Raw genomic sequence first — 19,367 nt, 5'->3', positions numbered from 1 at the left:
CGTTTCCTTCGTGCTGTGTGGAGCGGGTTTGCCCGGAAGATGGCGGGCCGGCCGAGAGGGCCGGATTCCTTTGTCGGGTAGTGGTGTTGTGGACAGAAGTGCCGAGGTGAACGGCGTCTGGCCTGTGGGGCTGCCACGAATTTGCGGATGCGGGGAAGTGCGTGCGAGCCAGCGATTCCTCCTGTCGAATGCGCCGTTCGAAATCGAAGATCCGTTCCATTGAAGTGGTCTCCAGGGAGCGGATTGGGGTGAACTGTAGGGACGGGAGGCAGCGCATGGCCCCGGAAAATGACAGCTAGGGCATTCTGGATTTTCTGGCTGCCCTCATGGTCCATGAGGGGGAATCGTCTCTCTCATGTCATATGAGATGGGCGCGGAAGAAATAGTCCGCGTAGGAACGGTGGAAGGAGCGGGACGGCATGAGTGTCGGAGGTGCCGGAATTCCCCGACTGCAGGAGTTGATCTACGTGGAGACGGCCGCCCAGGCGGTGGAGGAGGGGAGGACTTTTGAGCAGATCCGGGCCGCCATTGTCAGACGAGCGGCCCGTCACGCCCTGGAACAGGACACGGCAGGGGCGTACGACCAATCCAAGTGGCAAGCCAGGGAAGCCGACCCGCAACAGCACGTGCACAACACCGTTGATGTGCTGAAGGAGTTGATGCGACTGGGCTGGATCGAGCGACATATCCTGCCGTCCACGCGTACGTCAGCGGCGGCCCACAGCGGAGTCACGTTTTCCATGACTCCGGAAGGTCGTGCATGGATGGAGCTTGTCAAGCACAGTGAGTCGGAGGGGTTCAATGCCCTCGCGGGCGCTCTGATCCAGGCTCATCCGCAGTTCGACGGATATCTGCGATTGGTGGGAGCCCGCCCGGACAGTCAGGACGATCACCTCACCATTCCCCTGCTGCGCAGCGAGCGATCGCTCGACGAGGAACACGGGCATGGCGATTCCTACCTCGACGCGTTTGTCATGAATGTCGCGGCGGCGGTTCGCGAAGGAGGGCTGGGCTGGTCGGCACCGGAGCAGGTGATCGACACGGAGCTGCGCGCGTATGTGTCACAGGCGCTGGGCAGGGCCGCCTCCCGCTCCGTTCCGGGGCAGCAAAACGGGGCCGCGCGGGTGCGGGGTGAGATGGGGACATCGCACCCCGTCGCGCCGCTGTCCGCCGCACAGCGCCGTCGTCGCTTGGTGACGTTGTGCGAAGAGGCCGCGGTTCGTTTGGTGTTCGGGGCAGCCGGGTGTCGGCTGGACTACATCAGCCATGAACTGCTTCGCAGATGGACCCGGTTCCTGGGGCTGGCCAACTTCAGCTATTACGCTCCCGGTCCGGCCGCGCTCCGCCTGTGGGCGACCTCGACGGTGACCGGGTCGGGTGCGGCAGCGGGCTTTCGACGTGCGACCACTCCGGAGCATCACCGCATCGCGATGGATGCCCTGCCCCGCATCTGGAAGACGGAGCGGGGGGTCGCCGGGCAGGAGATGTACCGGCCGGTGTGGCGCATCAGGGCAGCGGTCTGCTGGGAACGGCGCATCAGTGACAGTGTCTTCGATGCGGCACTTGCTTCAGCGGCACGCGGCGAGATGCCGGGCTTGGGATTCAGGGTTCACCTTGACGAGGCGTCGCACGGGCGTACTCCTAGCTCCGCGCGACCGCTGCTCCTGCCGACGAGTTCGGGCCGCTGCCGTGTCTACCACGTCATGCGGATCGATGAGGAGAACAGCCTTGACGGGGTGAAGACATGACGTACAACGGTGATCTGGTCTCGCCGGTCCTCTGGATCAAGCGCGAATGGAACCTGAGCCGCAATCCCTTCCCGGCGACCGGAGTGGCTCGTTTCGGAGGAATCGAGGCACGTGAGAATGGCCTCCTGTACGAGCCGGATGTACATGCCGAGCAATTGAGGCAAGTTGTCGAGAAGTTCGTGCTTCGTATGTCTTACGGCGGATTAAAGTTCGGGTACTTGTGGTCGGAAGGCGTCGTCAACGGCGACTCCGACGCTCGCGGATTCGGTAAGTCCGTTCTCATGCAGCACATGGCTGCTCGGATCAATGCCGATTTTGGCGAGGAGGTCTATCTGTCGGCCGGACTGGACGAGGACGACGCGGCCGAAGTGCCGATCTGCTGTCTATTGACCGGATTTGATACCGTGCAAGTACGCACGCTGGCGGCCGCTTTCTTTGCGGCAGTGGAGAACGCGATCAAGGTTCGGGCCGAGGACGGGACCACACTTGCCGGAAGGATCCGGAAAAGGATCGTGGACAACACCGGAATCAGCGACGTAAAGAAACTGGCTGCCGTCGTGTCCGCCGGACACCGCTCTCTTCTCGGCCGCACTCTCGGGCCGCCTGACGAAAAGCTCATCGCCGCACTGTGTGAGGGTGATCCAACAGCGGCCGAGGAGTATGTGACGGGTATTACCCCGACAACACGTTCGCGCAGTGGTGCTGTCCAGATGGCGACTTTTCTACTCTTCGCCGCAGCAGCGGGAGTGAAGCATGTACTCGTCTTCTGCGACCAGTTGGAGGACTTGGCGAACAGCGGGACGGCGAAGGCAAAGCGTGAGCTGGAGGTTGAACGGTTCCGTGACCTGATCGTCGAAACGATGCCCATGGCCGACATGGTCACCCTGGTCGTAACCATGCACCCCAGGGCGGCCATCACCCTCGAGAATCCCTGGCGGCTGGCCGACCTGCCATCGTTCGCGCTCACCGAACAGAACGCGGGATGCACCGTCAAGCTGCCCCCGCTGCGTGATGCCGCGCAGGCTGCCCAACTGTTGCGCCCCTACCTGCGTGCGGCGACCAAACCGGGCGTCACCCGGGTATGCGGCGACGAACTGTATCCATTCACCGAGGAAGCCGTGAGCTGCCTGTTCAACCGATCCCTGCGGAAACCGCGTGATGTTCTGCGCAAGGCGCACGAGGTGCTGGAGGCTGCGGCCGGCAGAAACCTGGATCGTGTCGATGCTCAGGACGTCATCGACTTCTTCGACGTGACCGATCCTGTGCCGACCGGACTCGGTCGGCCGTCCGGTGTCGACTGGACCCGCGGATGACGGTCGGCGGGCACGGACCGGCCGCCGGTGCGAGAGTGGGCGACAGCTCTCCGATGAGCCTTGGCTGGCAGCGGCCGGGAGCCGAGGCGGCTGCAGGTCGCTGTCCTTGGTGCGCGGCTCCGCTCAGCGTGTGGGAGATCGAGGAATGCGCCTGCCGAGGACCGGCCGAAAAGCGGCAGCAGGACCTGTTGTACGCCGCGGCATGCACGGCCGGCTCACCACAACCGGTGGACCGGCTGAGGGTCATGGTGGAGCGCAAGTTCGACCGGGACATCCCGATGGCTTCCGCAGTGACGGCGCTGGCGGCGGACCGCAGATTCTGCTGGGCAGGACCTGGCCGGTACGGCCTCTTCCGGCACGGTCCGCTCCCCGGACCGCGCACCCTCGAGCAGGTGACCCGGCTGACTCTCCACGCCTGCTCCGGGCCCTTGCGGCTGACGCAGATCCATCACTGGCTGGCCGCATTGGGATATGTCTACCGCCGTGGGTCTCTGCTGCGTGCTGTTCGCGCCTCGCAGTGGATCGTGAGCGGTACGGGCGAAGAGTTGGCCCTGAGCTCGGGCGATCTTGGTTTGCTCCGGCTGAGGACTGACATCGCGCCGGAAACGGCGGACTCGGACTGGCTGTTGCTGCGCGACGGGGTTGCGGGACGATTCGCAGATTTCCGGACCGAAGAGACCATGCGCTACTCGCCTTTGTCGGTACCACCGTGGATGTCTCACGGGCCGGACTGGAGAATCCGGCGGCCGTGAGATGTCCGGCGCTTCTGGCGTCAGCGCACGAGATGATGCCAGAGGGTAAGCAGCGGGGCTTTCATGCAATACATGTGCTGACCAGGCTCGATCCGCCGGTAGCGCTCGACTAGTTCCTCGGCCGCCGTGATGGCGGCAGATCCTACCTCTGATCGATTCATCTCGTCCCAGGGGAAAACCGAGGTGGGGTCGTGCAGTTCCTTACGGGGGAGAATCCGACAGGCTGCCCAGATAATGAGTTCGGGGGCGTACTGCAAGAGGCGTCCATGACCCCTGGTGGAACGAGACAGCGGCAGGGTCGCCAGAGCGTCGCGGGCCGCCCTCCGCGCTTCGATGGCGCGTACGACACCTACCGGCTCCATGCCTGCGTGGAACAGCGCGCGGTAGGCGCCGGAACTCTGATCGTTCCAGAGCGCTTCGAGTCCTTCAGGGGTGGACGCTGTGTGCGCGAGGTCCGGTCCGTCTCCTGAGATGCACGCGAGAGCCATGGTGACCTCGGCCATGGTGTACGGGACAGCGTGCGGGCCGCTGGAGACGCCGCGGAGAGGATTGAAGCTCCCTCGCTCCCAGTTGGCGTTCATCAGCCGTGTGATGTTGGGGCAGGACACCAGACGGTCCTGCGCATTTCGGCCGTTGACGAACTCGTCAGCACGGTCGTGCAGTCGGCGTGCGCGCGCTCGTTCGGTTTCGGTGAAGACATCGATGCGGAAGACCGACTCTTCGAGCAGATCAATCTGGCACGATTCGATGGCTTCGTCGATGATCCGCAGACGCTGCAGGCCGTCGATGCATTCGACTCCGTTCAGCCGAAGTTGTGCCGCGAAGGGCGCTGGTCCCGGTACCGGGCTGACGCTGTCGGCCCCGAGGACGATCGTGCCGACCGCACCGAAGTCCCGCGGAGCTGTCTTCAGCAATTGCGCCAGGGCGAGCGTGCGGCTGCTGTCGTTAAGGTATCCCCGCCTCGCCCTCAGCCGGTGGGGGTCACGTGCTTCGGCGGCCAGCGATGCGAGTTCCAGCGCTGGTACCTCAAGCGCCCAATGCCGCGTGAAGGGCACGGCACGCAGGGGACTTAGACAGATGGAGGGCCCGCCGTAGGACGTGGCCCCGGCGTGAAGCATGACGGTCATAGCCTGTCCAACGCTTGACAGGACGGAGCGTGACGGTCGATTGCTGGCACTTTCCCCGATGTTGTTGCCATCGTGAGGAAAACACCCGGGACGGGTGAAGAGAATCCGGATCGAGCGCCTGGCTACCACGTCCAGTACGACTACTTCTGGTGGTTCCAGCAAGTCCTCGCCACTGCTGAGGCCGTGCTCGGAGCGTTTACCGGCGACGGAGACTACGACCTGCCGCACTTCGAAACGCCGACTGGCCCGACCAAAGTGCAGCGCGACCAGGTGGAGGCGCGTTGGGGCCAACTCCTCACGACTTCGGCTCCCGTATCGTCCGCCGCTGCTCTCACGGCAGAACGTCGACGGGCCCCACCGGTCGTGTCGGCCCCATCGACGTTGTGAAAAGTCGCGTCGCCCACCGCGTTGAGCTATGTACGCGCACCGTCCAACCGCCCGCCGTCCTTCCGCTCTCCCCGGTGTCGGCGGGCCGCAGGTGGGCGGGTCGTGTCGTCCGCCGGACCGGGGCCGACTGCGGTGATGGCAACTCGATCGAGATCACGCGGACACACGGCGGACCCAGATCGCCGTTTCCATGCTGAGGACACGCATATTCGTATCCCTCGCTAGGAGCCTCCGATCAAAAGCAACTCCGCAGCTCGTGAACGGTTCGACCGGCGTCACGCCACCGCCCTCGCCATGGCCGTCCTGATGGTCGCCGGTACGGCGTCGGTGACCACATCCAGAGCCGACGCGACCGGGCGTCATTCCGAGAGACCCTTGTCCATCGACCTCGGGACGGTGACCGTAGCCCAGTTGGACGGTTTCCTCAGCTCCGGCAAGGTCTCCAGTACCACGCTCACCAAGGCGTATCTGGAACGCATACGGGCCCTCAACTCCCAGGGGCCCTCGCTCAACGCGGTACGCTCCGTCAACCCCGACGCGATGAAGGAAGCCGCCGCCGCCGACCGGGCGCGGCGGGGCAAGGGGCCGCACAGCCCGCTGCTCGGTGTACCGGTCATCGTCAAGGACAACATCGATGTGGCGGGTATGCCGACCACGGCGGGTTCGGTGGCGCTCGCCGACTCGTATCCCGCGAAGGACGCACCGATCGTCGCGCAGTTCCGCAAGGCCGGCGCGGTCATCCTCGGCAAGGCCAACCTCACCGAGTTCGCCAACTACCTGACCAGCGGGATGCCCGGTGGCTACAGCTCGCTCGGCGGGCAGGTGCTCAACGCGTACGACACGAGCCAGACGCCGAGCGGATCCAGCGGCGGTTCGGGCGTCGCGGCCTCGATCGGCCTTGCGGCCGTCACCGTCGGGACCGAGACCTCCGGATCCATTCTCAGTCCCGCGTACTCCAACTCCGTCGTGGGCATCAAGCCGACCGTGGGGCTGGTCAGCCGTACGGGCATCGTTCCGATCGCCGCCAGCCAGGACACGGCCGGCCCGCTCACCCGCACGGTCGCCGACGCCGCGGCCACGCTCACCGCGCTCGACGGCAGGGATCCGGCGGACCCGGCCACCGCCTCCAACCCGCTCGTCGGGCACGACTTCGTCAAGGATCTGTCGACCACCGCCCTGGAAGGGGCCCGTATCGGCGTCGTCGCCAGTCAGGTCCCGGCCGCGGGAACCGACAACCGGGCCCTCTGGGACGCGGCCGTCACCGCTCTCACGGCCCAGGGCGCGACGCTCGTCGATGTCACCCTGGACACCTCGGGCCGCTCCTCGACCGTCCTGTCCTACGAGTTCAAGCGCGACCTGAACGCGTATCTGGCCCGGCTTCCGAAGAAAGCCCCGATGAAGACCCTCGCCGACATCATCGCGTTCAACAACGCCCACGCCGGTGCGGCGTTGAAGTTCGGACAGGTCAACGCGCTCAACTCCGAAGCCAAGGACCTCGGCGCCGACAGCGCCGACACGGCCGCCTACCGGGCGAGCCGGGCGCAGGATCTGGCCGACAGCAAGGACCGCATCGACGCCGTCATGAAGGACAACGACCTGACGTCGCTGCTTTTCGCCAACAGCGGGAGCGCGGGCATCGGCGCGAAGGCGGGGTACCCCTCGATCAGTGTCCCGGCCGGCTACCAGGCCGCCAACAGGCGGCCGTTCAGCATCTCGTTCCTCGGCCGGGCGTGGAGCGAGCCCACCCTCGTCGGATACGCCCATGACTACGAGCAGGCCACCAAGCTGCGCCGGCCGCCGACGGTGATCAATCCGGCTCCGTACCGCTGCACGGCTCTCACCGTTTCCACCCGCCCCGGGGACTCCTGCGCTCCCTGACGCGGCCCCGGCCCGGCGGGTATCCCCGGCGCTCGTTTCGTACAGGGGTCCGCCGGCCGGCCACCGGCGGACCCGCTCCCTCCGGGCCTTCTGAGCCCTCCGAATCCCCCGAGCCTTCTGGCGCTCCGAACCCCCCGAGTGCTGGAGCGCGTCACCGATCTCCAACAGGCGGGCGGTGGACATCAGTTCCGGCCGGGCCAGGCGAGGCCGGGCCCGGCCGGTATGCCACGTGGTGCCGACTCAGGTGATCGGCTTCGTCTGCGTGCAGTTCGTCCATTCCACCCACGGCCGCGCGCCGCCGTTCTTGGGTCCGGTGGCGTACGTGGGGTCACCGGTGATGGTCTGGTTCTTCTCCTCGTGCGTGATGTCGATGCCGAAGAGTTTGAACCCGGCGGTGATCTGGCCGGCGGCGATGCCGAAGCCGATGCCCAGCGAGGCGTTCCACCAGTCGGTGTTGGCGTTGTAGTCGAGCCGGGACAGCTTGCCCTTGTCGTGCAGCAGCCGCTCCAGCGGTCCGGCGTTCGCGCCGGGGACCTCCGCCGCCTCCGACGGGGTGGGCAGGACGTCACTCGCGGGGAAGTCGCCCCGGCCGCGCAGCCAGTCCTCGACCAGTTTGCTGTCGGGGTCGTTGTCGAGCACGACCTCGGCCGACTCGGTGTGAATCTTGGACTCGATGGTGCCGCCACCGCCGCCGACGTCGATGGTCACCGGCGTACCGGGGATGTTGGCACCGGCGCCGACCTGGACTCCGGCGCCCGCGCCGTTCTCCTCACTCGTCGTGATGACCAGCTTCTCGGGGCGGTGCTCCTTGCCGTCCTTCTCCTCCTGGTCGTACGTCGCGGCGTTGTACGTCACCGCGACCTGCTGCATGCGCGTGGCCTTGCCCTGGGCGATCTCGCCGCCCTTGGCGTCGACGCTGAAGGTGTAGATGAAGGTGATCTTCCCGGCGTCGGGGCCGGTCTTGGCCCGCATGACCACGATGTCCTCGGTCATGGCGCCGGTGCCGAACTCCCCGGAGATGCTGCCGAGGTCGGTCGGCTTGCCGTCCTTGTCCTTGCCGCCCTTGCCCTTGGTGAAGCCCTTGCCGAAGCTGATGCTGCCCGACTTCTCGGTGCTGGTCTTGGTGATGTCGACGTCCGGCGCCCGCTCCGGCGGGATGTCGGGCATCTTGGCAGCCGCGTCCTGCTGGCAGGCGATCATGTTCGCGCCGGGGTTGTAACCGCTCTGGTAGCGGCATCCGTCGTTCTGCCTGAGGGCGCCGGCGAACGCCTTGGCGTCCGCCAGGTTCAGTTCCAGGTCCTTCTGCGGGTCACCGGTCTTGTTGCCGTTGAACATCCACTGGCCGCCGCTGCCACTGCCGCTCATGTAACTGCCGCTCAGTGACGCGCTGCCGCCCCAGTCCTTCAGGCCGGGTATCCCGGCGGAGATGCTGGCCGTCGCACCGATGCCGCCTTCGCCGACGCGTTCCAGGGTGACGGTGCCGTCCGACCACTGCTGGAGCTTGAGCTGCTCGGAACCGCTGATCTTGATGAAGAGGATCTGGATGACGACGGTGTCCTTCGTCTGCTCCTGCGACAGCAGGCACTTCGCGGGCTGGAACGGGTCGCCCGGCGGCCCGCCGTCGTCGTCCCCGCCCCCACCGTCGTCCCCGTCCCCGTCACCCTTGCCCGAATCGCAGTCCGCGCCGTCGTCGGCGGCGTTGACGATCCGGCACACCGCGTCGTCCAGCGCCACGGCGGTGTCGTCGGGAACGCTGAGCGCCAGGATCGCGCCGATGATCGCCGCGACCACGCCGATCACCGCGACGTACTCGACACCGCCCTGGCCGCGCTCGCCACGGCCGGGAGCTCCGCGTACGCACCGTATGCCTGCCATCCGGACTCCTCCGTACCCCGTCGTACCCGGTCCACCCCGTGGTTCCGAGGAGACTAGAGACAGGTCCGGGCCCACGCGCAGGGCCCCGGGGCCCACTGATGGGCCCAGTTGAGGAAACCGGACCCCAACGGACGCTGAACGGGGCCGATACGGACCGCTGTGGTGTGGCAACGGGCGCATCGCAGGTCGGGGCGAACCGCCCAAGGCGGTCGAAACCGCCGCGTCGGGCCCCCGCCCGTACGCGGGGCGTCGCCGTTACGCCGCCGTGACGACTACCCCTCGTCGAGCCAGATCACTATCCCGGTCAGGTCGTTGAGCACGGCCGCGACGCCCGCCCTGATCGCCGCCGCGCAGCGCTCGGCGGTGAACGAGGCCGGGTCGTACGCCGAGGACGCGGCCAGCCCCTCGCCACGGAACGACGCGCCGGTCCAGTCGACCGCCGTGACATTGCCGGTGGCTCGGCCAGTTCCGCGCCCACGACGAGGAAGGGCTGCGACAGGTGGCTGGGCGTGACCGTCGCGAGCGGGTCGATCAGGTCGTTGCCCGCGCTGACGACGAGGTCGGGGCGCATCTCCATGCCTGCTGGCGAACATGGCAGCGCCGCCTGGTCAAAGTCTCTACCAATCAGGGCATTTGGCCTGTTCGGGTGAGTGAGCCGGGGGGTTGTTCCGTCGTGCGGGAGCCCCCGGCGCCGGCCCGTACCCGTGCGCCCGGAAGCTGCTTGTCGGACGCGGCTCAGCCCCAGGTGAGCGGGTCGAGATGGAGGTAGAAGCTCAGCCGTTCGTGGTCGAGGGCGACGCCGTAGCGGGTGGCGAGCGCCGTGTAGGCGGTCCGCGCCCGGTTCTCGTCCGGCCAGGTCTCCCGCGCGTTGGCGAGCAGCAGGGCCAGATCGGCGTGGCGGTCGGCGGGGCCGAGGCGGCCGAGGTCGATGAAGCCCGACACGTCCAGGGTCCCGGGATCGAGAATGATGTTGGGCAGACACAGGTCGCCGTGGCAGACGACCGTGTCGGCGGCCTCCTGCTCCCGTCGCCGGGGCACCTGCGGGACAAGGCGGGCCAGCAACTCCCCTGCGGGTGTGTGCTGTTGCTCGACGGGAAGAAACTCCGGGTTCACCGCGTCTCGGGCCACGACGTCGCGCGCCACGGCGACCATGGAGTCCAGCCCCCGCCGGAACGGGCACCGGGACACCGGCACCTCGTGCAGTCGGCGGACCGTGTCCCCGATGCGCTCCCAGGCGGCCCACAGCTCCTCCGGGGACACCTGATCGGCGGGTACACCGACGACGGCGCTCGTCACCAGACAGGCGCCCGCGTCACCGGAGTGCCAGTCGAGAACCTCGGGCCCCGGCAGGGACTGTTCGCCCAGCCATGTGATCCGGTCGCGCTCGCCTCTCAACTCGTCCGCGTCCGACGCCGGTACGCACTTGGCGTACCGCGTGGCGTCCGCACGGCGAAAGACCGAGGCACCCGACTCGCCCGAGGTGACCGGCAGCCACTCGCCGTCTCCGCCCCCGGCCCCGACCCCGAGCAGCGTGGGCGACAGGGCCCGGGGCCCGGCGTGATCGCTCATGGCGGTCACTCTAGACACTCCGTCACGGTCCGCCACGATGCGCCTCGGTTGTCGCGGGCCGGCGGGTTCAGAGTGGTTGGCGGAGCGGGCGAGCACGGTGGTCACGACCGAGCCGTGACGCCCAACTCGGCGAGCAGGCCGCGCACGCGCCGCTCGATCTCGTCGCGGATCGGCCGGACCGCCTCGACACCGTGCCCGGCCGGATCGTCCAACCGCCAGTCCAGATACCGCTTGCCCGGGAAGTAAGGGCACGCGTCCCCGCAGCCCATCGTGATCACGACGTCCGAGGACCGCACCGCGTCCGCCGTCAGGATCTTCGGCGTCTCGGCGGAGATGTCGACGCCCGCTTCCTTCATGGCCTCCACCACGGCCGGGTTGACGGCGTCGGCGGGGGCGGAGCCTGCCGAACGGACCTGGACCGTTTCCCCGGCCAGGTGGGTGAGGAACGCGGCGGCCATCTGGGACCGGCCGGCGTTGTGAACGCAGACGAAGAGTACGGAGGGAACGGCGGCGGAGGCAGTCATGGAACCAGGGCGCTTTCTTCGGTCGGTTCAGCGGGATCAGCGGGATAAGCAGGCTCGGTGGAGTCGGTGGAGTCGGTGGGACGAGTGGTCACGGTGGCCCCGGTGGAGTCGGTGGAACCAAGGGCGGCGGGCTGCCGGTCGCCACCCGCACCCGCACCCGCACCCGCGCCCGTCCCCTTCCCCTTCCCCGCGCCTTCGTTCTCGTCCGCGGGAGCCGCCCGGCCGAAGGTGATCGCGACCAGGCCCACGCCTAGCGCGGCACCGATCAACTGAGCGCCGAGGAAAGGCGCGACGGAGCTGGGGGCGATCCCGGCGAAGGTGTCGGTGAACGCGCGGCCGATCGTCACGGCCGGGTTGGCGAAGCTGGTCGAGGAGGTGAACCAGTACGCCGCGCCGATGTACGACGCGACGAGTAGTGGCGCCCGCTCCGCACGTCCGGCGCGGGCCAGGCCGAGGACGAGCCAGATCAGTCCGGCGGTGGCCACGATCTCTCCCAGCCACAGGTGGCCCGCGAACCGGTCCTGGGCGGAGAACCGGACGAGCGGCCTTCCGAACATGGCATCGGCCAGCACGGCGCCGCCGATCGCCCCGGCGATCTGCGCGGGCACGTACAGCGCGGCGTCGCGCGCGGTGAACCCTCCGTCGGTCCGGCGATCGGCGAACCGGACGGCCAGGGTGACCACCGGGTTGAAGTGCGCCCCGGACACCGGGCCGAGCAGCGCGATCAGCACGGCGAGTCCGAAGACGGTGGCCAGCGAGTTGGCCAGCAACCGCACCCCGACGTCCTGGGTCAGTCCGGTGGCCTGGATACCGGAGCCGACCACCACCGCTACCAGCGCGCCCGTGCCGAGCCCCTCCACGGCCACCCGCCGCAGCAGCGGGGCCCGGCTGCTCACGCGGGAATTCCGGCGGGTACGGCGGGGGCCTGGAGCAGGGCGGACAGCTGGGCCAGGGCCTCGGGAAGCACCCAGTAGTACACCCAGGTCCCGCGCCGCTCGGACCCGACCAGACCTGCCTCCCGCAGCACCTTCAGATGGTGGGAGATGGTCGGCTGGGAGACGTCGAACGGGCCGACGAGGTCACATACGCACGCCTCGCCGCCCTCGTGCGAGGCGATGAGGGACAGCAGCCGCAGCCGGACGGGGTCCGACAGCGCTTTGAACATCCGGGACAGCTCGGCGGCGTCCCGCTCGCCCAGCGGCTCACGGACCAAGGGCGAGCAGCACACCGCGTCGTTCTGCCCGAGGACCTTCGGACCAGCTTGTTTCGACATACCTCTATGTTGACGGATATCTAATCGGGTGGCAAGGTCGACTATATCGACGAACGTCGAAACAAGCTGTTTCCGGATGGGAGTCCGCCATGTCCCGCGTTCAGCTCGCCCTGCGCGTCGCCGACCTCGAAGGGTCGATCGCCTTCTACTCCAAGCTGCTGGGCGCCGAGCCCGCCAAGCGCCGCGAGGGCTACGCCAACTTCGCCGTCGCCGAGCCCCCGCTGAAGCTGGTCCTCATCGAGGGCGGGGCCGGCGAGGAGACCCGACTGGACCACCTCGGCGTCGAAGTCGCCACCGTCGAGGAGGTCACCGCCGCCACCGGCCGCCTGAAGGAGTCCGGCCTGGCGACCTTCGAGGAGAACGACACCTCCTGCTGCTACGCCCTCCAGGACAAGGTCTGGGTCACCGCCCCCGGCAACGAGTCGTGGGAGGTCTACGTGGTGAAGGCCGACGCCGGCACCCTGGGCCGCAGCGCCGGGACCGCCGCTGCGACCTGCTGCGGCACCACCGCCTGCCGCACCCCCGACGACCGGTCCGTCGACCCGTCCCGGTCCCCGGCCGAGACCAAGGCCGCCGCCGGATGCGCCTGCGGCGGCTGAGGTCGCGACGACGGGTGACGGCTGCGCGCCACGGCTGAACGTCCCACGGCTGTGCGGCCTACGGCTTCGGGACATCCACGACGGTCACGCCGCGCAGCTCGCGGTGCACGCGGGCGGCGAGCATGCCGGGGTGGCGGGGCTTGCCGTACGGGGTGAGTACGTCCTCGTCGGAGGCGCGCCAGCCGTGTTCGGTCATGCGGTGGAGAGCGCCGGAAACCCCGTACAGCAGCGGCTTCCGCACACGGAGCACGGCGTGTTCGGTCCGGCGCGGGAAGGGGCACTGCCGCAAGGAGAGTTGGACGTGCGCGGCGCACAGCGGCGGCATGGCCGTGAGGGACCTCTCCGGCCAGGTCGGCGGTGAGTCCTCGCGGCGCCAGTCGATGAACAGCCGGCCGTCCTTGTCGCGGTCGGCGGGTTCCGCGCAGACCTGGCACAACATCCGCTCCATGCAGGCGCGTTGCCGGGCCGGGTGCATGGAGTCGTACAGCACGCCCCCCGGATCGCCGGGCGCCTCCATCCGCACCCACAGGTTGCCGTGGCTGTCCCGGTCCCCGGGGCGGGGGCGGGTGTACGCGAGCCGGGCCCCCTTCGGGCCGAACTCGACCGTCAACTCCGCCAGTTTTGACGCCTGTTCGGCGCTGCGCGCGGCGACGTACGGTGTGGCACGCGGCATCCCTATGCCCCCTCGGCGTCGAGGTCGGCGTCCAGACAGGCCGGGCAGTTCACGGCGCGCAGCCACTCGTCCGTCACCCCGTCCGGGTCGCCCGCGCCGCACACGGCCCGGCGGGTGTGAAGGTCAAGCACACGCAGCTTGTGCACGGTTCGTACGTCGTCCCCGACCGTGCCGGCGACGATGTCCGGTCCGTTGTTGGTCATGGTTCTCACGCGTCTCCATTCGTGTCCGTTCCGCCGACCACCGCGCTCACAGCACTTCACCCCGACTTCGGGCGTTGCGGCGGGAGTTCTCGGCGCGAAGTCGCTCTACGGGGGTGGCCGGACGTACGTGTACGGGCTCCGCCTCCCACCCGGCCCCACCACGGACAGGCCGCAGGAACCGGCGCGGGCCGGTGACACCCCTGAACTCCCCAACGCGGTCAGCTGAGTTGGTGTCAACGACGAGCGTTCCGAGGGCCGGGGGGAAGTGGTGTACGGGCACGGGCCGTTCCTCTCCGTAGTGGTTTCACTACCAAGGGCGCTCAGCGTGTCCCAGAGTGGGGAAACTATTCAACGTGTTGGACAGGCACGAAAGGTTGATGACGGCCCCTTGAATCGCAAGGAGTTGAACCCCGACAGTTCTCCCCAAGCGGCCTTTGGGGCGCGTCTGCGCAGCTCGCGAGAAGATCGCGGCTGGAAGCAGGAGGACTTGGCGCATCGGATGGGATATTCCAGCACGCATATTTCCTCCGTTGAAACTGGGCGGAAGCTTCCTACTTTGCGTTTCTCGCGCAGAGCGGACCTTGCCCTTGGCACCGGGGACGCATTCGAGCGTGAGTGGCGCGAGATGCGGCACGGGGTACTTCTGGAGGGCTTTCCGGAGTACGTCGGCTATGAGGGGCGTGCGGTTGAGATCCGGTTGTATGAGATCGGGATCATTCATGGCCTGCTTCAGACGCCGGAGTACGCACGGGCCCTGGCGGACAGCGCCGTACGTCGGGGGGTAGTCACCCCCGAACAGGCAGCTGAAAGGATCTCGTACCTGACGGAACGTCAGAACATGTTGGCCCGGCCGCGCCCTCCCGCGATGCTGGTGGTGATGGACGAGAGCTGTATCCGGAGACAGGTCGGTGGGCACGCGGTCATGTGTGCTCAGCTTGACCGGCTGCTGCAATTCGCCGAACTTCCCAACACCGTCCTCCAGATCGCTCCCTTCGAAATAGGGGAACGTCGTCCGTTCAACTTGCCACTCACTGTGTTGACGCTGTCGGATCTGTCCGTGATCGCGTACGCGGAGTCCCAGATCCGGGGACACCTGGAGCGCGAAACCACCTCTGTGCTGCCCATGTTGGCGGGCTACCATCAGCTACAGGCCGAAGCACTGTCGCAGGCGGCATCGGTGGCCATGATCAAAGAGGTACGAAAGGCAACCTTGTGACGACCAGGACCGAGTCCCCCCGTTGGTTCACGTCCTCCTACAGCGACAACGGCGGCCAGTGCGTCGAGGTCGCCGCCAACTTTGCCGCCACGCGTGGCGTGGTCCCGGTGCGTGACTCCAAGGATCTGGGCGGTCCGGTTCTCGCCTTCCCCGCGAGTTCGTTCGCCTCGTTCGTGGCGGGCGTCAAGGCGGGGGAGTTGGGCGCCTCGTGACCGAGTCCCCCCGTTGGTTCACGTCCTCGTACAGCAACAACGGCGGCGACTGCGTCGAGGTCGCCGCCAACCTTGCCGTCACCTCCGGCGTCGTCCCCGTCCGTGACTCCAAGGACCCGAGCGGCCCGGTTCTCGCCTTCCCCGCCCATGCCTTCGCCGCCTTCGCCGCCTTCGCCGCCTTCGCCGCCTTCGTCGGCGGCGTCAAGGTCGGCAAGTTCGGCGTCGGCTGAAGCAGGCCGCTCCGCGAAGACTCTTGAAGCACCGCGCCCGCCTCTTCGGACGCGGGCGGTCAGCCTTGCGTGTTCCGACCTGCGTTCATGGCACGACTACCCATGGAGAGGGGCCTGATGGTCGACTTTCTCGCTGTACTGAGCACGACGGACGCCGAGGACAAGGCGCGGGCTCTCGCCGCGACGGCCGTGGAGCTGCGTCTGGCCGCCTGTGCGCAGATCGACGGTCCGGTCACGAGCGTCTACCGGTGGGAGGGGCGGGTGGCGACCGACACCGAGTGGCGGGTGCTCTACAAGACGACGGCCGAGCGGTACGACGAACTCGCCGCGCATATCAAGGGTGTTCACGACTACGACACCCCCGAGATCATCGTGACGCCGATCACCGGGGGCAGCGACGAGTACCTCGCGTGGCTGAGGTCCGAGACGAGCCGACCGCAGACGAACAGCTAATCAGCGAGCCCGGCGAGCAGCTCGCCGCGTCGAAGTCCGGTGGCGCAGGGCGCCAGGACCCGGCCGTCTCGGGCCGGTTGACGTACGTGCGGGACGCCTCCTCCCGCGCGTCGATCGGGACCGCCGGCCCGCCGATCGCCTTGACGGACGGTCAGCCCGTCGCGACCATTGAGAGCGCTCTCTTTGTCGTGGACATGATCGGGAGGAACCTGATGTCCCCCACGCGATGGCTCGCCCGCATCGTTCCCCTCGCACTCGTCGGCGCCCTCGGCCTCGGGCAGGCGACCGCCGCCGAACCCGCCGGACCCGCCGGACCCGCCCGGACCGGACCCGCCCAAGCCGCCCCCGCCCAGGCAGTCGCCGCCGTGACGGACGGACCGCCCTCCACCCTCGGCCGCCCCCTCGTCGGCGGCGCGGATCCGAGTGTCATCAAGGTCGGTGATCTGTACGTCTCCGCCAAGTCCGTGGACGGCGGGATCGCCGTGCGGTCGGCGACCACGATGGAGGGGGTCGCCACCGCGCCCAAGCACCAGGTGTGGCAGGACACCGGCGGCCTCGGCGAGGTGTGGGCGCCGGAGATCGTGCACCACGACGGGCAGTACCGCATCTACTTCGCGGCCGGGACCGGTGGAGCCCACCGGACCTACCACATCAGTTCGGTCAGCCCGGACTCCGGCTACTCCGCCGCCACCAAGGTCGCGCTGCCCGACGACAAGTGGGCCATCGACGGGGTGCCGTTCACCTTCGGCGGCCAGCGGTGGTTCGTGTGGTCGGGCTGGTCCGGCGACAGCAACGTCGAGCAGAACCTGTACATCGCCCGGATGAGCAGCCCCACCGCGACCACCGGCGCCCGTTACGTCATCTCGCAGCCGCGCGAGCCGTGGGAACGCGTCGTGGGCAATCCGTACATCAACGAGGCGCCCCAGCCGATCGTCGATCCCAGCGGGCAGTTGCACATCGTGTACTCCGCGAACGGGAGTTGGAGCAACCAGTACTGCATCGCCGACCTGCGGCTGCGGGCCGGTGGCGATCCGACGTACGTGTGGGACTGGTACAAGAGCAACGGCTGTCTGTTCGGTTCGCACGCCGCGACCATGATGGCGGGCTGGGACCCCACGCTGAACGTCGACGGCCCCGGTCACCACACCTTCGTCCTGCCGCGCGGTGACGTCGCCGCCGGGCCGCCGTCCGGCAACCGGTTCCCGACCATGTTCCACGCGGTCGCCAAGGGCACGCCGTATTCATGGGCCAACCGTTACTGGTACAGCGGCACCGCTGTGTGGTGGGGCAACACCACGTACCGCCGGGCCAATGTCCCCGGCGCCACCTCCACCGTCGGGTTCAGCCTGAAGTTCTTCGAGTGAGAGCCCCCTCCGGGCGCCGGGTGCGGTGACGTGGTCCCGGGAAGCGGGGCGGGGCCGGGACCGGGTCGCCTCCGGCGCCGAAAACGCCTGGGCCGGGGGCGGTCCGGCTGCCACCATGCAGGTGTTTCCCGTACGGAGGACGCTTGTTCGTTTTCGTGTGCGCGGGGTGCGGCGCCGAGCTGACCGCCCCGCTGTCCCAGGTCGCCCTGCCGGTCCACGCCCACCAGTCGTACGGGAACGGGATCCAGCTCCCGGTGCTCATGGAATCGGGCACGTACGCCGTGAACCCGGAGCCCTCGGGGCCGCCCTGGCGGCGGTGGGAGGAGATCGATCCCGACGAGGCGGCGGCGCGCGGCGTGTACGCCCCGGTCCACAGCCTGTCCGACGGCGTGCCCGGCGCGGTCGTCGTCGCGCCCGGCGATACGCGCGGCACGGTGTTCGTCCCGGAGAAACGCGGCGGTGCCTGCTGCGGTATCGACGGGGCCGACGGTCCCAACATGGCGTGCGCGACATGCGGCCTTCCCGTGGCGAGCCGGATCGACGACTGCTCGCTCTGGCAGGCGGTGTGGCTCGCCCCCGACGCCGTACGGCGCGTGAACGTCGGCGGCGCCGGCCCCGCGCCGCTCTCCTGGGCGGAGTTGGCGGCGGAGTGGACGGCGGAGGGCAAGGGCACACCACCGTTCGAGCCCATCGCCGCCTGGTGGGGGCGGCCCGCGTCGGACTTCTTCTGGTCGTGGAGCCCGCGCTGGGAGGCCGCCGCCGGCCGGGCGCTCGCCCATCTGCTGGCGGCCTCGGAGGGCCGACGGGTGAACGTACCGGAGGGGTTGACCGCGGTCGTGTTCCAACGTGCCCTCGACGCAATGCTGTTGACGGGTCCACCGGTACGGCGTGCCGTCCTGGCCGGACCGGGGCTGCCCGCCCCCGACCCGGACGCCGGCATCCTCCTCGTACCGGAGCACACGCGTACGGGGGAGGCCTGGGCCCCGGCCGGATCGGTCGGGTCGGCCTGCCGGGTGCCCCTCCCGTTCGGGATATGGCGATGGCTGTCCCTGCCCGAGCCGCACCCGCCGGTCCCCGCGTCGGGCGTCCTGCCCGACGGCGTCCTCCGCGACGACCCGCCCGCGCCAGGCCCGCACCGCGTGTTCCGGATGGACCGGAACACCTTCGAACACACCCTGGTCCGGCTGCCGCCCGTCCGTGACCCTTGGCTGCGCGCGATCCTGGCCGACCTCAGGAATCCCGAACTGGCCCGCCTCTTTTAGGGGTTCGGGCGGGACCTCAAAACTGACGTTGCGTCACCGAACTCTCAAGGGGGCCGCGCCGCCGAGGAGTTGAGAGGCCCCCGGGGTCAGCGCCAGGCGTGGCGGATCTTCAGGCGGCCGAAGCCCATCGTGCCCGTGATCCGTATCGTCGGGCCGCCGGTGCCGGCGCGGCGACCGGGGCGGTAGCGGGTGTCCTTCCACCCGGTGGCCAGGCCTTCGACGTCGACCGTCGCGTCGCGCGGCACGGTGATCTTCGCCCGGCCGGTGCCGAGTTGGAGCTCGATGTCGACCTCGGAGTGTTCGACGACCGCACGGGACAGGTCCAGATGCACCCGGCCCATCGCGGAATGGACCGTGAGGAACCGGGGCACCCGCCAGACGCCGCGCCGCTTGATCCGCCCACTGGCGGCGGCGATCGTGGACCTCGTGGCCGCCTTCTCCGCCGGGAGCGAGCTGAGGGCCGACGTGAGGTGGCCGTGCGTGGTGGCGGTGAGGACCTGGCCGAGGCGGACGTCCATCTCCTCGTGGGAGAGGTGGCCTTCGGCGTACGCGTCCTGGAGGCGCCCCACTGCCCTGTCGCGGTCGTCTTCACGGATGAGCGCCAGCGGGTCTTCCGGCAGAGAAGTCACCTTTTCACTCTAGTGCCGTGCCGGTGCCGCCCACCCGGCCGTTTCCCGCGCGCCCCGTCGTTTCCCGCGCACCTCGCCGA

21 protein-coding genes are annotated in these 19,367 nt (G+C 68.7%); 11 read left to right on the top strand and 10 right to left on the bottom strand.

The annotated features are described in order from the left end of the window. Positions 1-419: 419 nt before the first annotated feature. From OG875_RS11360 to OG875_RS11350, 3 genes are all read left to right on the top strand, one after another. Positions 420-1,748, top strand: a complete 1,329-nt coding sequence (locus tag OG875_RS11360) for a hypothetical protein (protein WP_330174109.1) — start codon at positions 420-422, stop codon at positions 1,746-1,748. Next, positions 1,745-3,061, top strand: coding sequence for a hypothetical protein (locus OG875_RS11355; protein ID WP_330174108.1), 1,317 nt, complete (start codon positions 1,745-1,747; stop codon positions 3,059-3,061). Before OG875_RS11360 ends, OG875_RS11355 begins: the two co-directional genes overlap by 4 nt. 128 nt (positions 3,062-3,189) lie before the next feature. After that, positions 3,190-3,813 (top strand): hypothetical protein, encoded by a 624-nt coding sequence (locus OG875_RS11350; RefSeq protein WP_330174107.1) that lies wholly within the window; start codon positions 3,190-3,192, stop codon positions 3,811-3,813. A 20-nt stretch (positions 3,814-3,833) separates the two neighbouring features. Here OG875_RS11350 and OG875_RS11345 read toward each other — a convergent pair whose 3' ends face one another. Next, a complete protein-coding gene (locus OG875_RS11345) occupies positions 3,834-4,868 on the bottom strand; it encodes a hypothetical protein (RefSeq protein WP_330174106.1) in 1,035 nt (344 codons plus the stop codon). A gap of 834 nt (positions 4,869-5,702) precedes the next feature. Here OG875_RS11345 and OG875_RS11340 point away from each other — a divergent pair. Next, positions 5,703-7,205, top strand: a complete 1,503-nt coding sequence (locus OG875_RS11340; RefSeq protein ID WP_330174105.1) for an amidase family protein — start codon at positions 5,703-5,705, stop codon at positions 7,203-7,205. Between the two features lie 240 nt (positions 7,206-7,445). On the opposite strand, the gene OG875_RS11335 is transcribed toward OG875_RS11340, so the two are convergent. The 5 genes from OG875_RS11335 to OG875_RS11315 form a co-directional block, all read right to left on the bottom strand. Next, a complete protein-coding gene (locus OG875_RS11335; RefSeq protein ID WP_330174104.1) occupies positions 7,446-9,080 on the bottom strand; it encodes a hypothetical protein in 1,635 nt (544 codons plus the stop codon). A gap of 735 nt (positions 9,081-9,815) precedes the next feature. Next, the gene (locus OG875_RS11330; protein WP_330174103.1) at positions 9,816-10,649 is read right to left on the bottom strand and encodes an APH(3'') family aminoglycoside O-phosphotransferase; all 834 of its coding nucleotides are present in this window, start codon (positions 10,647-10,649) and stop codon (positions 9,816-9,818) included. Positions 10,650-10,750: 101 nt separating this feature from the next. Continuing rightward, positions 10,751-11,173, bottom strand: a complete 423-nt coding sequence (locus OG875_RS11325) for an arsenate reductase ArsC (protein WP_330174102.1) — start codon at positions 11,171-11,173, stop codon at positions 10,751-10,753. Next, positions 11,170-12,069 (bottom strand): aquaporin, encoded by a 900-nt coding sequence (locus OG875_RS11320; RefSeq protein ID WP_443079102.1) that lies wholly within the window; start codon positions 12,067-12,069, stop codon positions 11,170-11,172. Before OG875_RS11320 ends, OG875_RS11325 begins: the two co-directional genes overlap by 4 nt. Further along, entirely contained in the window at positions 12,066-12,446 is a 381-nt protein-coding gene (locus OG875_RS11315; protein WP_330174101.1) for an ArsR/SmtB family transcription factor, read from the bottom strand. Before OG875_RS11315 ends, OG875_RS11320 begins: the two co-directional genes overlap by 4 nt. An 89-nt stretch (positions 12,447-12,535) precedes the next feature. Here OG875_RS11315 and OG875_RS11310 point away from each other — a divergent pair, with 89 nt between their 5' ends. Next, on the top strand, positions 12,536-13,045 hold the full coding sequence (locus OG875_RS11310; protein WP_330174100.1) for an ArsI/CadI family heavy metal resistance metalloenzyme: 510 nt from the start codon (positions 12,536-12,538) through the stop codon (positions 13,043-13,045). Between the two features lie 58 nt (positions 13,046-13,103). On the opposite strand, the gene OG875_RS11305 is transcribed toward OG875_RS11310, so the two are convergent. Genes OG875_RS11305 through OG875_RS11295 form a run of 3 tightly spaced genes read right to left on the bottom strand, consistent with a single transcriptional unit; the run spans position 13,104 to position 14,201 of the window. Next, on the bottom strand, positions 13,104-13,718 hold the full coding sequence (locus tag OG875_RS11305) for a hypothetical protein (RefSeq protein WP_330174099.1): 615 nt from the start codon (positions 13,716-13,718) through the stop codon (positions 13,104-13,106). A 2-nt stretch (positions 13,719-13,720) separates the two neighbouring features. Then, positions 13,721-13,921 carry a hypothetical protein gene (locus OG875_RS11300; RefSeq protein ID WP_330174098.1) on the bottom strand — a complete coding sequence of 67 codons (201 nt, stop codon included), beginning with the start codon at positions 13,919-13,921 and terminating at the stop codon, positions 13,721-13,723. 46 nt (positions 13,922-13,967) lie between these two features. Beyond that, on the bottom strand, positions 13,968-14,201 hold the full coding sequence (locus tag OG875_RS11295; RefSeq protein ID WP_330174097.1) for a hypothetical protein: 234 nt from the start codon (positions 14,199-14,201) through the stop codon (positions 13,968-13,970). 108 nt (positions 14,202-14,309) lie between these two features. Between OG875_RS11295 and OG875_RS11290 the strand changes: the two genes are divergently transcribed. The 6 genes from OG875_RS11290 (at position 14,310) to OG875_RS11265 (ending at position 18,658) form a co-directional block, all read left to right on the top strand. Continuing rightward, positions 14,310-15,137: a helix-turn-helix domain-containing protein gene (locus tag OG875_RS11290; RefSeq protein ID WP_330174096.1), complete on the top strand. Its 828-nt coding sequence runs from the start codon at positions 14,310-14,312 to the stop codon at positions 15,135-15,137. Next, a complete protein-coding gene (locus tag OG875_RS11285; protein WP_330174095.1) occupies positions 15,134-15,349 on the top strand; it encodes a DUF397 domain-containing protein in 216 nt (71 codons plus the stop codon). The genes OG875_RS11290 and OG875_RS11285 overlap by 4 nt, the downstream gene beginning before the upstream one ends. Beyond that, positions 15,346-15,579 carry a DUF397 domain-containing protein gene (locus OG875_RS11280; RefSeq protein WP_330174094.1) on the top strand — a complete coding sequence of 78 codons (234 nt, stop codon included), beginning with the start codon at positions 15,346-15,348 and terminating at the stop codon, positions 15,577-15,579. Before OG875_RS11285 ends, OG875_RS11280 begins: the two co-directional genes overlap by 4 nt. An 87-nt stretch (positions 15,580-15,666) precedes the next feature. Continuing rightward, positions 15,667-16,032, top strand: a complete 366-nt coding sequence (gene cutA, locus OG875_RS11275; protein ID WP_443079101.1) for a divalent-cation tolerance protein CutA — start codon at positions 15,667-15,669, stop codon at positions 16,030-16,032. A gap of 212 nt (positions 16,033-16,244) precedes the next feature. Beyond that, complete coding sequence (locus OG875_RS11270) at positions 16,245-17,396, top strand: glycoside hydrolase family 43 protein (RefSeq protein WP_330177704.1); 1,152 nt, start codon at positions 16,245-16,247, stop codon at positions 17,394-17,396. A gap of 143 nt (positions 17,397-17,539) precedes the next feature. Continuing rightward, positions 17,540-18,658, top strand: coding sequence for a hypothetical protein (locus tag OG875_RS11265; protein ID WP_330174093.1), 1,119 nt, complete (start codon positions 17,540-17,542; stop codon positions 18,656-18,658). A gap of 86 nt (positions 18,659-18,744) precedes the next feature. Here the strand turns inward: OG875_RS11265 and OG875_RS11260 are convergent, their stop codons facing one another. Beyond that, positions 18,745-19,287, bottom strand: coding sequence for a DUF1707 SHOCT-like domain-containing protein (locus OG875_RS11260; protein ID WP_330174092.1), 543 nt, complete (start codon positions 19,285-19,287; stop codon positions 18,745-18,747). Positions 19,288-19,367 lie beyond the last annotated feature (80 nt).

Origin of the sequence: Streptomyces sp. NBC_01498 (genome assembly GCF_036327775.1) — a bacterium.
Taxonomy (GTDB): Bacteria; Actinomycetota; Actinomycetes; order Streptomycetales; family Streptomycetaceae; genus Streptomyces.
Note: the sequence above shows the minus strand (reverse complement) of the source record. Positions and strands in the feature narration are given on the sequence as shown.

Bases quoted from the DNA above. Each gene is read 5' to 3' on its own strand.
- OG875_RS11335 (WP_330174104.1), bottom strand. From the start codon at position 9,080: ATGGCAGGCATACGGTGCGTACGCGGAGCTCCCGGCCGTGGCGAGCGC.
- OG875_RS11310 (WP_330174100.1), top strand. From the start codon at position 12,536: ATGTCCCGCGTTCAGCTCGCCCTGCGCGTCGCCGACCTCGAAGGGTCG.
- OG875_RS11330 (WP_330174103.1), bottom strand. From the start codon at position 10,649: ATGAGCGATCACGCCGGGCCCCGGGCCCTGTCGCCCACGCTGCTCGGG.
- OG875_RS11315 (WP_330174101.1), bottom strand. From the start codon at position 12,446: ATGTCGAAACAAGCTGGTCCGAAGGTCCTCGGGCAGAACGACGCGGTG.
- OG875_RS11355 (WP_330174108.1), top strand. From the start codon at position 1,745: ATGACGTACAACGGTGATCTGGTCTCGCCGGTCCTCTGGATCAAGCGC.
- OG875_RS11300 (WP_330174098.1), bottom strand. From the start codon at position 13,921: ATGACCAACAACGGACCGGACATCGTCGCCGGCACGGTCGGGGACGAC.
- OG875_RS11305 (WP_330174099.1), bottom strand. From the start codon at position 13,718: ATGCCGCGTGCCACACCGTACGTCGCCGCGCGCAGCGCCGAACAGGCG.
- OG875_RS11270 (WP_330177704.1), top strand. From the start codon at position 16,245: ATGTCCCCCACGCGATGGCTCGCCCGCATCGTTCCCCTCGCACTCGTC.
- cutA (WP_443079101.1), top strand. From the start codon at position 15,667: ATGGCACGACTACCCATGGAGAGGGGCCTGATGGTCGACTTTCTCGCT.
- OG875_RS11360 (WP_330174109.1), top strand. From the start codon at position 420: ATGAGTGTCGGAGGTGCCGGAATTCCCCGACTGCAGGAGTTGATCTAC.
- OG875_RS11325 (WP_330174102.1), bottom strand. From the start codon at position 11,173: ATGACTGCCTCCGCCGCCGTTCCCTCCGTACTCTTCGTCTGCGTTCAC.